Genomic DNA, 14649 nt, shown 5'->3' with positions numbered 1-14649 from the left:
TTCCCCGTTATCACGTCAATCACAATAATAACCGGGGGAATTAACGCATATTAAATTGCTATCAAATCTATTTATTATACGACCCCCTTATCTGACACACTAAAATCATCAATAAAAACATAATTTTAAGCATTGAAATAGTGTTTTAACCTCTGTTTTGGCAATCAGGCCGCGAGTGCCGCGCGCCAGTAATTCCTGCGCTATCCCATTAGTTTTGATTTAAATCAATACCTCTTTCATGGTTAAAATGCATTTTACAGCGCGATTATTTTGGCAAGGTGTATACGACATTGGTTTTACGATTTGGATATTTATTTAGCCGGCCCGCAAGCCTGTGGGGATGGCTGATGTGTAACGCGCTTAACGGTATCGCGATCGTCCTTTGCTTTCGCGGGATAAGCGTCGTGACAGGCTATCGTCAAGCGGTCTGGCAGGTCATCATCACGCTGGCTATTATTATATCGACCTGGTATAGCGCTAATTATTTCGCCGCCCTGGAAGCGCGGCGCGACAGACGACGCTTTCTGCTGCTGGCCTGGGTGGTCATGACCATTCTGTTGAATTTCATTCACCTGAGCGGTGGTGAATACCGTTATTAAAGGAGCATGCCCATGACGCTGGCGATGCTGTGGGTACTTATCACTCACCATAAAGGGCTCGCGCTCTTGCTGGTCGTGATAATTGCACTGCTGTTTATTGCGCTTACCCCGCTGGTCAAAAAACTGCTGAGCACCCTTCACGATCGTTCCTGACCTTTCTCCCATAGCCGCCAACAGGCGGCTATCTCTCCTCCTGATGGACTGAATCCGCCACCAGCCTCAGCGGCATGCCACCTGCTACTGCGCGCATAAAAAGAAATGAGAACCATTATCAATGAAGCTATGCTAACGTGTCAGCCCAGGCAAAACGCCAGATGACAGAGAACAGGGGGACAGACGAGGTGAAGCAGGATTCAGGGATCATCACAGCGCGGCAGACGCACGGATTGCTGACGCTGGCGATAGGCGCGCTCTTCTACAGCAGCGGCAGTTTCGCCCGGCCGGATCTGCAGCCGCTGGGACCGAATATTGCGGATAAAGGGTCAGCTTTCTATCATTTTACCCAGCGCCAGTACGACTCTGCCGATGGTGAACGCCATTACCGGGTGTGGACCGCGGTGCCGGATAAAGCGCCGCCGGCCGCCGGTTACCCGGTGCTGTATATGCTGGACGGCAACGCGGTGATGGATAAACTCAACGACGCGTTTCTGCAACAGCTCTCCGCCGGTTCCCCACCGGTCATCGTCGCTATTGGTTACCAGACGGCGCTGCCCTTCGATACCGCCGCCCGGGCCTGGGATTACACTCCGCCGCTGAAGACGCATGAACCTCGCGCCGGGAAAACCGCGCTGCCGCCGCGAAAAACCGGGGGTAATGATCTGTTTCGTCAGCTGCTGAGCGAAACGATGGTTCCGCAAACAGAAGCTAACCTGAAAATCGATCCCCGCCAGCGCGCTATCTGGGGCCACTCTTACGGCGGACTGTTTGTACTCGACGCGTGGCGAAACCACTCCCTTTTCAGGATCTACTATTCTGCCAGCCCGTCGCTTGGCCAGGCGCAGACGTCTCCCCTGAAGGACACCCAGACCCTTGATGCCACCGCGTTTACCGGGACGTCCCTGTATCTGCTGGAAGGCGACGGAAACGCCGCTGGCGAGCCCTCCGGGCATGAAGCCTCCCTGGGCGTACTGCGTCAGACCCAGCAGCAGCTGGCCAGCAACGGTCTGACGGTGCTATTCTGGCGCTACCCTGGCCTGACGCACGGTCAGATGTTCGAGGTCTCCCTGCGCGCGGCGCTGCTGCACCTTTCCGGGCAGCCTACGTTAGCGCATCAGTAACGATCCCGCGCCCACCAGCCAACGGCGGGTGCGTTAATTCTGCCGTGGCAGATGTTTAACATCGACCGGCTCGCCGAACAGAAAGCCCTGCATTTCGTCGCATCCCTCTTCTTCGAGGATTTGCCGTTGCCCTTCGGTTTCTACCCCTTCGGCGATAAGCGGGGTATTGATTGAGTTGCCCAGCGAGATAATCGCCCGCACGAACGAGCGAACCTGAGGATTGCTCTCCACATCCTGCATAAAGCTACGGTCGAGCTTGATGACGTCGAAATGAAAATCGCGCAGCATGCTCAGGGAGGAGTAACCGGTGCCGAAGTCATCCAGCGCAATACTGATGCCCATCTTTTGCAGATGATGCAGCACGCTGAACGCCAGCTGTTTATTGATGATAAACGCCGTCTCCGTCACTTCAAATTCCAGCAGGCTAACCGGATAAGCGGTTCGCATCAGGATCTCGCGGACTTTTTCGATAAAGCTGCGGTGACGCAACTGTACCGGTGAGATATTGACTGAGATTTTTTTATTCAGCCGATTATCCAGTGATTCGCTGCACACCTGCTCCAGTACCCAGTAGCCTAATGGCACAATAGCGCCACTCTCTTCGGCGATGGGAATAAACACCTCCGGCGGGATAGCCCCCAGCTGCGGATGCTGCCAGCGCAACAGCGCTTCATAACCGGTGATGCGACGATCTTTAATGTTGCGGATCGCCTGATAGTGAAGCGAAAACTCCCCCGCCTGAATACCGCGGCGGATGTCGGCGGCCATCATATTCCGCTGCCGCGTCTTGTCGTCCATCTCACGTTCGTACCAGCAAATCTTGTGGTCGAGACTGCTCTTTGCCCGATACATGGCCAGATCGGAATTGCTCAGTACCGTATTAATATCCGTCCCGTCCTCCGGGTAGACGGAGATACCTATGCTGGCGGAGAGGATCACTTCCGTCGCGGCAAACGTCTGCTTACCGCTGAAGCAGTGCCAGAGACGGGTGGCAAAGGCGTCCACCTCGCTTTCATCGGCAAAAGGTTTGACGGCCACAAACTCATCGCCGCCGAAGCGGGCGACCATCTCCTCCTTCTGCAGCGTTTTCAGCACGGCGCCTGCCACGCGCTGCAGCAGCTGATCGCCAATAAGATGGCCCTGCAGATCGTTAATCTCTTTAAACTTATCTAAATCGATGGTGAAAACGGCAAAGCGGCGGGCGTCATTACCGGTGATCAGCTTTTCCACCCGCTCAAAGAACTCCACCCGATTGGGTAAACCGGTCAGCGCATCGTAGCGCGCCATCCACGCGATGCGGTCATTGATCGCCTTCTGTTCGCTGATGTCGCGGGTAATTTTGGCAAAGCCCAGCAGGTTATGTTGTTCATCGCGGATGGCATTGATCATGACATGCGCCCAGAACCGGGAGCCATCTTTACGATACCGCCAGCCTTCGCCTTCGAACTGGCCGCTACGCAGGGCAATTTGCAGATTTTTTGCCGGCACCCTGGAGAGCTGTTCGGCTTCGCTATAGAAGAGACCGAAGTAGCGGCCGACGATCTCGTCGCTCAGGTACCCTTTTGCCCGGCGGGCGCCCTCGTTCCAGCTGATGACCGTCCCATCGGCGCTCAACATATAGATGGCATAATCTTTAACACTTTCAATAAAGTGGCGATAGGCAATGTCCGTCAGGTGATCGTTACTCATGGTACAGCGCTCTCTGTGGCTCGGTCGTGGCAAAACGCATTAGATATAACAGAATCACGCCCATAATGAATACAAGGTTAAGGTGTTTTATGGTCGCCTTTCCGGCCCGGGCATGCGCCGACCGCGCGGTGCATACGCCTGTTAAGCGTAGTGGACCTGGCCATCTTCGGGAGTGACAAACTCGGCGAGTTTCGCACTTAGGTCGCCCACTAATAGTTACTTTTATTGATTAAAAAGTTTGATTGAAAGAATAAATAAAAGGAGTAATGTTAATAATACTTTCTATGGAGGTTAAATATGTTGCGTGATTATTTAAAAGTGGAAAAAGAAGATCGCCTGGTTGAACAACAGAGTCGTCATGACAATAGTCAGCATTATTCTTCGGTGACCGAATGGGTTATTTTAAGTAAAGATGGCCAGCGTAAAGGTCGGGTATCCCTGTTTGACCGCTTCACCACCCGCCGCTCCTGGAGCGACAGCTTCCGCATTACGCAGTTCGATAATGCGGGTAAAGTGGTGGTGGATAAACTCACTGACGCGCTGTAAATCCCCCGGATTCCCGGCCTGACGGGAGAATATTCATACGCAAAATTAACACCTGCATAAAATATATTGATGCGTCGCCATCATGTTATTTTCATTCCGCATACTGATAACCTAATGGGTAATTTTCGCCATGGTAAACAGCGCGAATTTTTAACCCGAACACATGCTGAAAAATAAGCCCGCCGGTCGGGCTTTTTTGCATGGTGTTCGCCGCCCAGGCCACAAAATGCCAGGGACAATCCGCGCTGGATGGTATACGATACATATACGAATCATATATGGGTTGTTGCTATGGGAATCGTCAAAATCTCCGATCTGCTGCACGATGACATTCGTGATGCCAGCAAAGCCATGTCCCGCTCCGTCAATGCGCAGGCGGAATACTGGATCCGTCTGGGCATGATGAGCGAACTCTACCCCGAGCTTAACCACCAGCAGATCAAACTGCTGATGCTGAAATCCGGCTCTGACCGTCTGCTGGAGGTGATCAATGCCATCAATAATCATTAAAACCGCCGATGAGCTCGCGCGCCAGCGTCATGCCGGCCAGCTGCTGGCATCGGTGTTTGCCATGCTGGATACCTTTATCGTTCCTGGCGTGACGACGATGGAAATCAACGATCGAGTGGAAGATTTTATCGTCAACCAGCTGCACGCCCGTCCGGCCAGCAAGGGGCAATACGACTTTCCCTATGTGTTGAACACCTCGATTAACGACGTGGTCTGCCATGGGATCCCCAAGGCGACCGAGCATCTGCGCTCCGGGATGATCGTTAACGTCGATATTACCCTCGAGAAAGCGGGTATGATCGCTGACTCCAGTAAGATGTACCTGATAGGCGACGTTTCCCCGCTGGCGCGCCGGCTGGTAAAGACCACCTATGAAGCGATGTGGAAAGGCATTGAGGTGGTGAAACCTGGCGCGACGCTGGGCGACATCGGCCATGCCATTCAGCGCTGGGTCGAGGACCATGGCTACAGCGTGGTCAGAGAATACTGCGGTCACGGCGTCGGTCAGGAAATGCATGAAGAGCCGCAGGTGCTGCACTACGGCAGGCCCGGGGAAGGCGCCGTGCTGCGGGAAGGCATGGTATTCACTATTGAACCGATGGTGAACCAGGGCGACAGTCGTATCAAGACCAAAAAGGATGGCTGGACGGTGGTCACCCGCGATAAAAAACTCTCCGCGCAGTGGGAGCACACCGTGGCGGTGACCGCCAGCGGTTTTGAGGTATTGACGCTGCGCGACGACGAGCAGTCGCGGATCCGCTGAGTTACCTGTTCGCTTTGCCGAGGCGCCCATAACGGATAATCCTGCCCGGGGCCGGGAATGCTGAGGTACCTTCTGGCGGGGCAGCCCGACTGACGCCTCTCTCTTGATGGCCGCAGTCCGAACAAGGAATTGCTCTGACCGGCGAATCGTAAGAGAATAGCGCCTACACGCGACGATCTGATTACACGGGAGTTCATCATCAGCTATTCTCGTCGATTCCCCTTAGCCAGCAAAGTGGCGCTGGCAGGCGCGGCGCTCATCGCCGCCGGCATGCTGTTCAGCTGCACCAGTAAGGCCCCGAAATCCCTCGTCACGCCGCCGAAGAGCGCGGCTGTTAAAGCCGGTCAGACGCACCGGGAGCCGGTACGCGGTGTCTGGCTCACCACCGTCTCGCGCCTTGACTGGCCGCCGGTCGGGTCGATTATCGCCAGTACGCCGGAAAGCCGCATCACGCAGCAGAAGCTGGCGCTGATCGCCAAACTCGATAATCTGCAGCGCCTGGGGATCAACACCGTCTTTTTCCAGGTGAAACCGGACGGTACGGCGCTCTGGCGGTCGGATATTCTACCGTGGTCCGATATGCTGACCGGCAAAATCGGCGAATATCCCGGCTACGATCCGCTGCAGTTTATGCTGGATGAAGCGCACAAGCGCGGCATGAAGGTTCACGCGTGGTTTAACCCTTACCGCGTCTCGGTCAACACCAAACCGTCGACCATTGCCGAGCTGAATAACACCCTCACTCAGGTACCGGCCAGCGTGTTTGTCCTGCACCGTAACTGGATCCGCACCGCCAGCGACCGCTTTGTTCTCGACCCGGGTATTCCCGAAGCGCGTGACTGGATCACCAGCATCGTCGCTGAAGTGGTGCAGAACTACCCGATTGACGGCGTGCAGTTCGATGACTATTTCTACACCGAAACCGCCGCTTCCCCGCTTAACGACAACGAGACCTTCCGCCGTTACGGGCAGGGCTATGCCTCGAAGGGCGACTGGCGGCGGCATAACACTCAACAGCTTATTGCCCAGGTCTCCGCGACCATTAAAAAACTCAATCCGAACGTCGAGTTTGGCGTAAGCCCGGCCGGGGTGTGGCGCAACCGCTCCCACGATCCAGCGGGGTCTGATACCCGTGGCGCGGCCGCCTATGATGAATCCTATGCCGATACCCGCAGCTGGGTGCAGCAGGGACTGCTCGACTACATCGCCCCGCAGATCTACTGGCCATTTGCCCGCGATGCGGCGCGGTATGATGTGCTGGCCAACTGGTGGGCCGAGGTGGTTAAGCCCACGCATACCCGGCTGTATATTGGCGTGGCGCTGTACAAGGTGGGTGAACCGTCCAAAAATGAGCCTGACTGGACGGTGGATGGCGGCGTGCCGGAGCTGAAAAAGCAGCTCGATCTCAATGAGTCCCTGCCGCAGATCCAGGGCACCATCCTGTTCCGCGAAAACAACCTCAATCAGCCGCAGACCCGCCAGGCGGTTAACTACCTGCGCAGCCGCTGGGGGCAGCCGCAGAGCTAACCGCCACTCGGCTTTGCTATCGCGCCTGCAGCCCTTGCTGCAGGCGGGCGTGCAGTTTCAGCATGTTCTCCGTGATCGCCCGCCAGACGTGGGCGGAAAAGTCCGCCGGCAGCGTCCGGCGGGCGCTTTCGATGGCCTGCGGCACGCGGTCGGCAAACTCGTCAAGGATCGCCAGCATCTGATCCCGGGGAAAGTTAACCGCTTTGGCGGTCGCCAGAAAATGACGCGGATAGATGGCGTTAATCTCCGTTTTCCGCCCTCGGGTGGCGTTGAGCCCCATCGACAGCTTCAGGTCGCGCAGATGCAGTCCCGTCCCTCCCAGCACCGGAAATGCCGAAATAATGTCGTAGAACGGCGTGAGCCGATAGCTGCCGCCGGGCAGCAGAAAGAGCGAGAAATTCTTCGCATGCCCGTCCGTTGCCCCGGTTAGCCACTGGAACACCATGAACTTCATAAAGTCATAGCGATCTTTCAGGGCTTCACTGGAGCCCAGCAGAAAGGTCATGATCGCGGCGATACCCGGCCCGCCGTCAGACTCGTATTTCATCGACGACGGGATGCCAAATGCCTGACACAGATCCTCCTGCGGCAGCCGCAGCAGCACGCGCCCCTCCTGCGCCCAGCGCCGGTCGAAGCGGGTCACCGCCAGCGCACGGATCCGCGGGGTGGTGATAATCTCCGCCTCCGGCACCGCCAGGCCCAACGCCCTGGCCAGCGCCAGGCACAGATATTCGTTATCCACGCTTTCACGCAGATCCAGCGTCGCATTGGGCTGTTTTATCTCGCCAATGGGCAGTTTAATGATATGGGTGGTCGGGGTGGTGCCCTGCGGAATACACCAGTGCTCGCCCATTCGCAGCAGCGCGGTTTTCTCCTGGGCGCCGGCCACCGAGATACGAAAATCGTCCTGGCCGGTCACCATCCCGAGCGGAATATCCGACTGGTAGGCGGTCAGCAACGCGGTCAGTTGCGCCTCATCCAGCGTCTGCCAGCGCAACGCTGCAAGATGCGCCTCTTCTCCCGGCGGCAGCAGAGTCACCGCCCCTACGCTATCCCGGCCGACCTCGGCCAGCAGATCGAACGGCTGTTTCGAGCGCGCCTGATAGCGCCTGACGATCCGGTCGCGGACCTGTGGGCTGTCGGGCAACAGGTTATCAAAATAGTGATACACCGCGTCGGCGGTGATATTGCCATACTGCAGCGGCAGCGAGAGGGAGAGCGGCCTGGCGCGCGGGCTGCGCAGCCACTCGTCATCATAGCGGAAACTGTGCGCCCCGTTGGCCTGGCGGGTTAAGGTTCCCACGCGCACATTGTTCATCCAGGTGGTGAGCGTCGCCATTACCAGTCCAGATCCGTGGTGTTATCGGGAGCCGTCGCCGTCTCGGCCGGCTTGGCGTTCAGGGTCATCACCATCCCCAGCGACTGGAGGATCTTGAACAGGGTGGTCAAGGTGGTTTTGTCCGGGTGATTTTCAAAATTGGACAGCGTCGCCTGTTTAATGCCGATCCGGCTGGCCAGCGCCTCCTGAGTCCAGTGATTTTGCTGGCGCAGCAGTTTCAGGTAATTGGCCAGCTGAACGGGACTGTATATCTGCGGGGAATGCATCGCTTGTTCCTCACCATTGTTTATCCCCCTATCGGGATAAATCTGCTTTTATACCCTACAGGGGATAATGTCAAGGTTATCCCCTGGTGGGGATATGAGTATAATTATCCTTGTGTGGTGATAAAACAGGAAGAATGGTGGCCGGAGACACCTTTACATGCCCGGTGGCGGCTGCGCCTTACCGGGCCTACTAGCTGTCTCTGCCCGCTCCGTAACGATCCAGGCCGGGCAAGCGCAGCGCCGCCCGGCAACGGGCATCCGGCTCTGTTGCCGGCTTAATGCCCGGTGGCGGCTGCGCCTTACCGGGCCTACGGGCTGTCTCTGCCCGCTCCGTAACGTTGTAGGCCGGGTAAGCGTAGCGCCGCCCGGCAACGGGCACAGGGCTTAGCTGCCGCGGTAGGTCGACCACCCGCCCGGGGCTATCAGAAACGGCAGATGGAAATGGTCATCTGTCGCCTCGCCAATGACAAAATCAATCTGCGCCCGGGTAAAAACGCTCTCGCGCCCGACGCGGGCAAACCACGCCCCCGTTTCCGCGGTTAAGCAGTAGCGCCCCGCCGGCAGCGGCGCGGCGCTGAAGGTGGCGATACGCCCCTGGGCGTTAGTTACCAGGTTCGCCAGCGTCTCGCCCTCCCGGCTCAGGCTGACCGCCACGCCTTCCGCCGGCGTGCCGGTGGAAATATCCAGAATATGGGTGCTCAGGGTACTCATTCGCCAATCGCTCCTTCCAGTCTTAACATCGTAATTTCCCGCAGCTGGGCAAGCGCCTCAGCCACTTCTTCGTCGGCGGTATGCTGCAGTCGGCGCGTCAGCGCCTGCAGCATCTCTTCGCCGCTGCGCCCTTTGGCGCGGATTAAAAACACCCGGCCAAAACGAGCCTCGTAGCGGGCATTCCCCTCCCGCAGGGCCTGCGCCAGCTTTTCATTATCGCTGTCCACCGCCGACTGCTCCTGGCGCGACATCGTCGCGTGCGCCTGGCTGCCGGTCGGTTTTTCGCCGATCCGCGGATGGGCGCTGAGCGCCGCGTTCAGATCGTTCTCCCCCCAGTCGGCCATCGCTTCCCGGGCGACCTGCAGCAGCGCTTCACGGCAGGCGAAGGGTCGCAAGCTCACCAGCGTATCGCTCCAGGCCGGGATCGCCACGCAGGGGGCCAGCAGCGCCACTGCCTCATCATGACTCAGACGGTTAAACTGTCTCAGCGCGATCATCCTGACTCCTTATCGTTTTCGTCGCCGCCTGCTCCTGCGGCAGAACAAGGTTCAGCGCTATCGCCACCAGCCCACCGCTGGTGGCCGCCGAACCGAACAGATCGCCGACCATCGGCGGAAAATGGCTGAGAAACGCCGGCACCGACTCCACGCCAAGGCCCGCGCCAAACGCCAGACCAACGATCAGCACATCGCGTCGAGTGAGCGGGTTCTGGGTAATGATCCGGATCCCGGCCGCTACCACACAGCCAAACATCACCATCGTGGCGCCCCCCAGCACCGGCGCCGGGATCTGCCGCAGCAGTTCGCCCACCGGCGGGAACAGCCCAAGCAGGATCAGAATCACGCCAATGTAGCGCCCGACATAGCGGCTGGCCACCCCGGTCATCTGGATCACGCCGTTGTTCTGCGCGAAAGTCGTGTTCGGAAAGGCGCTGAGCATCGCGGCCACCATGCAGCTGACGCCGTCCGCCAGGATACCGCCCTTCAACCGGTTGCGGAAAGCGCGATCGTCAACAGACTGTTGCGAAATCAGCGAGTTGGCCGTCAGATCGCCCACCGCCTCCAGAATACAGACCAGCGACACCAGCGCCACCGGCAGAAAAATCGCGCTGTTAAACTGAAAGCCGAACGGAAACAGCGTCGGCAGGCGAAACAGGGTGTCGCCCAGGCTGTGAAGGTGGAACTGACCGCTCAGCCCTGCCGCCACACAGCCCACGGCAATGCCCACCACCACCGAGGAGAGCCGCAGCCAGCGGTTTTTGGCGCAGCTCAGCAGAACGATAACGCCAAGGGTACCCGCCCCGAGCGCGATATTGCTCATGCTGGCGAAATCCTGCGCCTTTTCGCCACCGCACCAGTTAATGACGCTGACCTTGATCAGGCTGATGCCGATCAGCGCAATCACGCTGCCGGTAATGATGGGGGTAAAGATTTTCTTCAGCGGTTCAATAAAGCGGCTGACAATCACCGGCACCAGGGCGGCGACAAAGTTAACGCCAAACAGCATCGCCATAATATCCTGTGGCCCGCCGCCCTGCGCTTTCACCCACATCCCTCCGGCTACCGCCACGCCAAGAAAGGCGAAGCTGGTGCCCTGCATGCAGATCATCCCGGCGCCAATGCCCCAGACCCGGTTGGACTGCAAAAAGGTACCGATACCCGAGGCCAGCAGCGACATACTGATGAGATACGGCAGCCAGTCGCCAAGTCCGAGGGTGGCGCCGATAATCAGCGGCGGCGTGATGATCCCCACCAGACCCGCCAGCACATGCTGGAGGGCGCTAAAAAAGGCCGCAAGCGGTGGGATCCGCTGTTCAAGGCCGTAAAGCAGGCCGCTGTGATGTTCGTCAGACATGGTGTTATCCCGTAGCAAAGAGAAGTGCAAGAGCTTCTGCACAAAGCAGGCCAGAGACGACCAACGCGAACGAATAAATTTATTAATACTTTAAAATCAATCAGTTAAATCACTCCAGTCATGTCTCACACCCCACCGCTGCGGAACCAGAGTGCTGAAACGATAGATTCTTAATGCAACATACAGAAACTTTTGATTCATAAAAAGGCAACCAATGCGTCACATTGCACCGATGTGGTGCGTCATGACCTATCGCTGTGCCTCAGGCCGGCGGTTTTCCACCTTCCGGCGAACTGGTACGCAAATTGCTGTAGTCAGTCACAACATCGGGAGAAGGAGAAAAAAATGAAAGCAATCGTGATTGGCGCCGGCATCGGCGGCTTAAGTGCGGCAGTGGCGCTCAAACAGTCGGGGATTGACTGCGAAGTCTATGAAGCGGTGAAAGAGATCAAACCGGTCGGCGCGGCGATTTCCGTGTGGCCCAACGGCGTGAAGTGCATGGCCCACCTCGGTATGGGCGATATCATGGAAACCTTCGGCGGACCGCTGCGCCGCATGGCGTATCGCGATTTCCGCAGCGGCGAGAACATGACCCAGTTCAGCCTCGCGCCGCTGATCGAACGTACCGGCAGCCGCCCCTGCCCAGTCTCCCGCGCAGAGCTGCAGCGGGAAATGCTGGATTACTGGGGACGGGAAAGCGTGCAGTTCGGCAAACGCGTCACCCGTTGTGAAGAAAACGTCGACGGCGTGACGGTGTGGTTTACCGACGGCAGCAGCGCCAGCGGCGATCTGCTGATTGCCGCCGACGGCAGCCATTCCGCGCTGCGTCCGTGGGTGCTCGGCTTTACCCCGCAGCGCCGCTACGCCGGCTACGTCAACTGGAACGGTCTGGTGGAAATAGATGAAGCGCTGGCGCCCGGCGATCAGTGGACCACCTTTGTCGGCGAAGGCAAGCGCGTCTCGCTGATGCCGGTCTCCGCCGGCCGGTTCTACTTTTTCTTTGATGTGCCGCTGCCGGCGGGTCTGGCGGAGGATCGTGACACCCTGCGCGCTGACCTCAGCCGCTACTTTGCCGGCTGGGCGCCGCCGGTGCAGAAGCTGATCGCCGCCCTCGACCCGCAGACCACCAACCGTATTGAAATCCACGATATCGAACCATTCAGCCGCCTGGTGCGCGGTCGCGTCGCGCTGCTGGGCGACGCCGGACACAGCACCACCCCGGATATTGGCCAGGGGGGATGCGCGGCGATGGAAGATGCGGTGGTGCTGGGCGCCGTTTTCCGCCAGACCCGCGATATTGCGACCGCCCTGCGCGAGTATGAAGCCCAGCGCTGCGACCGGGTCCGCGATCTGGTACTGAAGGCGCGCAAGCGCTGCGATATCACCCACGGAAAGGATATGCAGCTCACCGAAGCCTGGTACCAGGAGCTGCGGGAGGAGACCGGCGAACGGATTATCAACGGCATGTGCGATACCATCCTCAGCGGGCCGCTGGGCTGACGGTCGCCATGGATTCAATCACCGCGCTTAGCGTCTGAATGGCCATCTGCGCAGGACGCGATAGCTGACGCGAAGGCGCGGTGCACAGCGCCAGAGTCAGCGGCCGCAGCAGCTTACTGCGCAGCGGGATAAAGGCCAGCTGTCCGCGCTGAACCTCGTCCAGCACGTCGAGCAGGCTGAGGAGCGTCACGCCGCTGCCGCGCAGCACCAGCGACTTAATGAGCCGGATATCATTGCAGCTGATGGTATTCTCCGGCGCAAAGTCATGGTGGCGATAGAGAAGCGCCACCCGCTCATGAACGATCAGCGGCGCGCCGGGCACGATGTGCCGCTCGAGGCTGAGCTCGCCCAAAGACAGAGCCCTCGCCCCCGCCAGGGGGTGGTCCGGGCGCATCACAATCCCCACCTCCAGTTCGGCAAAGGCCAGCACGCTGAGTCCGGCCTGCCCCTGCGGATCGAGGATCAGACCGACGTCCAGATCCGCCTGACGCACTTTCTGGCTGACGGTGTGGCTGTCGGCCACCTGCAGATCCAGCTCCAGCCACGGCCAGCTGGCGATAATCTCCGCCAGCGCGGCGGCGAAGCCACCTTCCGCCAGCGCCTGCACCATACCGACGCTGACGCTCCCGCGCTTCATCCCCTGCAGCTCATCAAATTTCTGCCGGGTCTGGCGAAACTCCTTCTGCCAGCGCAGCAGATTGTCATACAGCAGTTCGCCCGCGGTGGTCATTCGCAGCCCCTCCGGCAGCCGCTCGAACAGCGGTGTCCCGAAGGCCTCCTCGGCCTGCAGGATCTGGCGGTTAATCGCCGAGGCGGAGATATGCAGCTGCTCGGCGGCCCGGCGCAGGCTGCCGCAGCGGGCCACGGCGATGAAATAGTGGGCGAAACGGGAAAATGGACTCATGGCGACCCTGTACTCTTTTTTGCAACAGCAGAGTGAATTAATGGTGATGGATGTGAACACCCTAATATGACAACAATAATCTCACAACAATAAAACAATCACCGATGTGAGCAGGAAGAGAAATCATGAAGACAACCATCCCGACGCCCCCCGCCCATTGCACCTTTGATCCAGAGGACTGGCTGCGGCTGGCCCGCTGCTGGCACCCGGTGGCCCGCGCCTGCGATATTGGCGGCGCCCCGGTGAAAGCCACCCTGCTGGACGAACAGCTGGTTATCTATCGCATTAAAGGTCAGGTGGTGGTCGCCCGCGACGTCTGCCCGCATCGCGGCGTCCCGCTGACCCTGGGGTTTCATGAAGAAGAAGGCATCGTCTGCCCCTATCATGGCCTGCGCTTTGGCGAGGATGGCCGCTGCAACCGCATCCCCTCCAGTCCGGGGCAACCCATTCCAGCCAAACTGCATCTCACCAGCTTCGCCGTGGAGGAGCGCTACGGGCTGATCTGGACCTGCCTGGCCTGCGATCCGGACAATCCGCCGCCGTTACCGACCATGCCGCACTGGGACGACGCCGGCTTTCAGCAAATCAACTGCCCGGCCTTCGAGGTGAAGGGCTTTGCCGGCCGCCAGGTCGAAGGCTTTCTCGATGTCGCCCACTTTGCGTGGATCCACACTGATACCTTTGCCGACCCGGACAATCAGCAGGTGCCGGACTACACCCCGCAGGAGACACCGTTCGGCTTTGTTGCCGACTACTGGAGCTCGGTGGGCAATTACCCGGCCAGCTCCGATTTCCGCGCGCCGGAAGGGTTCCAGTGGCTGCGTCACTTTGAAATGCATCTTCCCTTCACCGCCACGCTGACCATCCATTTCCCTGCCGATGCGAAGCTGGTGATCATGAACACCGCCTCGCCGGTGTCGTCGCGCGTGACGCGGATGTTCGCCCCTATCGCCCGCAATTTTGACCTGCATGTGCCGGTGGAAGACGTTCATGCGTTCAACCTGCGGGTGTTTGAGGAGGATCGCCTGATGGTTGAGACCCAGCGCCCGGAGCGGCTGCCGCTGGATCTGACCCTGGAGGCGCATATTCCGGCAGACCGCAGCTCTATCGCCTACCGGCGCGGGCTGAAGAAGATGGGCTTTGGCGATTTCTTTCTGGTATGAG

General features: G+C 58.8%; 16 protein-coding genes. 9 read left to right on the top strand and 7 right to left on the bottom strand.

Annotation, left to right across the window (positions count from 1 at the left end; genetic code table 11):
• The first annotated feature begins 347 nt into the window (after nt 1-347).
• From QLG03_RS22590 to QLG03_RS22580, 3 genes are all read left to right on the top strand, one after another.
• A complete protein-coding gene (locus QLG03_RS22590) occupies nt 348-599 on the top strand; it encodes a hypothetical protein (protein ID WP_023289674.1) in 252 nt (83 codons plus the stop codon).
• Nucleotides 600-611: 12 nt separating this feature from the next.
• Nucleotides 612-752 (top strand): hypothetical protein, encoded by a 141-nt coding sequence (locus QLG03_RS22585; RefSeq protein WP_023289673.1) that lies wholly within the window; start codon nt 612-614, stop codon nt 750-752.
• A 188-nt stretch (nt 753-940) separates the two neighbouring features.
• Nucleotides 941-1876, top strand: a complete 936-nt coding sequence (locus QLG03_RS22580) for an alpha/beta hydrolase-fold protein (RefSeq protein ID WP_255987545.1) — start codon at nt 941-943, stop codon at nt 1874-1876.
• A gap of 33 nt (nt 1877-1909) precedes the next feature.
• Here the strand turns inward: QLG03_RS22580 and QLG03_RS22575 are convergent, their stop codons facing one another.
• The gene (locus QLG03_RS22575; protein WP_023289671.1) at nt 1910-3565 is read right to left on the bottom strand and encodes an EAL domain-containing protein; all 1656 of its coding nucleotides are present in this window, start codon (nt 3563-3565) and stop codon (nt 1910-1912) included.
• A 297-nt stretch (nt 3566-3862) separates the two neighbouring features.
• Between QLG03_RS22575 and QLG03_RS22570 the strand changes: the two genes are divergently transcribed.
• The 4 genes from QLG03_RS22570 (at nt 3863) to QLG03_RS22555 (ending at nt 6911) form a co-directional block, all read left to right on the top strand.
• Nucleotides 3863-4111 (top strand): hypothetical protein, encoded by a 249-nt coding sequence (locus tag QLG03_RS22570; RefSeq protein WP_004205912.1) that lies wholly within the window; start codon nt 3863-3865, stop codon nt 4109-4111.
• Between the two features lie 291 nt (nt 4112-4402).
• Complete coding sequence (locus QLG03_RS22565; protein ID WP_002904808.1) at nt 4403-4621, top strand: ParD-like family protein; 219 nt, start codon at nt 4403-4405, stop codon at nt 4619-4621.
• A complete protein-coding gene (gene map, locus QLG03_RS22560) occupies nt 4602-5384 on the top strand; it encodes a type I methionyl aminopeptidase (protein ID WP_072420205.1) in 783 nt (260 codons plus the stop codon). The genes QLG03_RS22565 and map overlap by 20 nt, the downstream gene beginning before the upstream one ends.
• Nucleotides 5385-5618: 234 nt before the next feature.
• Nucleotides 5619-6911: a glycoside hydrolase family 10 protein gene (locus QLG03_RS22555; protein ID WP_044523014.1), complete on the top strand. Its 1293-nt coding sequence runs from the start codon at nt 5619-5621 to the stop codon at nt 6909-6911.
• Between the two features lie 16 nt (nt 6912-6927).
• Here the strand turns inward: QLG03_RS22555 and QLG03_RS22550 are convergent, their stop codons facing one another.
• The 5 genes from QLG03_RS22550 to QLG03_RS22530 form a co-directional block, all read right to left on the bottom strand.
• Nucleotides 6928-8250, bottom strand: a complete 1323-nt coding sequence (locus tag QLG03_RS22550; RefSeq protein WP_044523012.1) for a type II toxin-antitoxin system HipA family toxin — start codon at nt 8248-8250, stop codon at nt 6928-6930.
• Nucleotides 8250-8516, bottom strand: a complete 267-nt coding sequence (gene hipB, locus QLG03_RS22545) for a type II toxin-antitoxin system antitoxin HipB (RefSeq protein ID WP_065812520.1) — start codon at nt 8514-8516, stop codon at nt 8250-8252. Before hipB ends, QLG03_RS22550 begins: the two co-directional genes overlap by 1 nt.
• A 384-nt stretch (nt 8517-8900) precedes the next feature.
• Nucleotides 8901-9227 (bottom strand): hydroxyisourate hydrolase, encoded by a 327-nt coding sequence (gene uraH / locus QLG03_RS22540; protein ID WP_032452826.1) that lies wholly within the window; start codon nt 9225-9227, stop codon nt 8901-8903.
• Nucleotides 9224-9724, bottom strand: a complete 501-nt coding sequence (gene uraD / locus QLG03_RS22535) for a 2-oxo-4-hydroxy-4-carboxy-5-ureidoimidazoline decarboxylase (protein WP_032452825.1) — start codon at nt 9722-9724, stop codon at nt 9224-9226. Before uraD ends, uraH begins: the two co-directional genes overlap by 4 nt.
• A complete protein-coding gene (locus tag QLG03_RS22530) occupies nt 9702-11081 on the bottom strand; it encodes a nucleobase:cation symporter-2 family protein (RefSeq protein ID WP_032452824.1) in 1380 nt (459 codons plus the stop codon). The genes uraD and QLG03_RS22530 overlap by 23 nt, the downstream gene beginning before the upstream one ends.
• A gap of 345 nt (nt 11082-11426) precedes the next feature.
• Between QLG03_RS22530 and hpxO the strand changes: the two genes are divergently transcribed.
• A complete protein-coding gene (gene hpxO / locus QLG03_RS22525) occupies nt 11427-12581 on the top strand; it encodes an FAD-dependent urate hydroxylase HpxO (RefSeq protein ID WP_171879000.1) in 1155 nt (384 codons plus the stop codon).
• Here hpxO and hpxR read toward each other — a convergent pair.
• Nucleotides 12562-13485, bottom strand: a complete 924-nt coding sequence (gene hpxR, locus QLG03_RS22520) for a LysR family hpxDE operon transcriptional regulator HpxR (protein ID WP_255987542.1) — start codon at nt 13483-13485, stop codon at nt 12562-12564. The genes hpxO and hpxR overlap by 20 nt on opposite strands.
• Before the next feature lie 125 nt (nt 13486-13610).
• On the opposite strand from hpxR, the gene hpxD reads away from it, so the two are divergent.
• Nucleotides 13611-14648 carry a molybdenum cofactor-independent xanthine hydroxylase subunit HpxD gene (gene hpxD, locus QLG03_RS22515; RefSeq protein ID WP_255987540.1) on the top strand — a complete coding sequence of 346 codons (1038 nt, stop codon included), beginning with the start codon at nt 13611-13613 and terminating at the stop codon, nt 14646-14648.
• Nucleotide 14649 lies beyond the last annotated feature (1 nt).

This window comes from Klebsiella sp. V115_8 (assembly GCF_029967715.1).
Classification (GTDB): domain Bacteria; phylum Pseudomonadota; class Gammaproteobacteria; order Enterobacterales; family Enterobacteriaceae; genus Klebsiella; species Klebsiella quasipneumoniae.
This window is presented reverse-complemented; position numbering and strand designations above follow the sequence as displayed.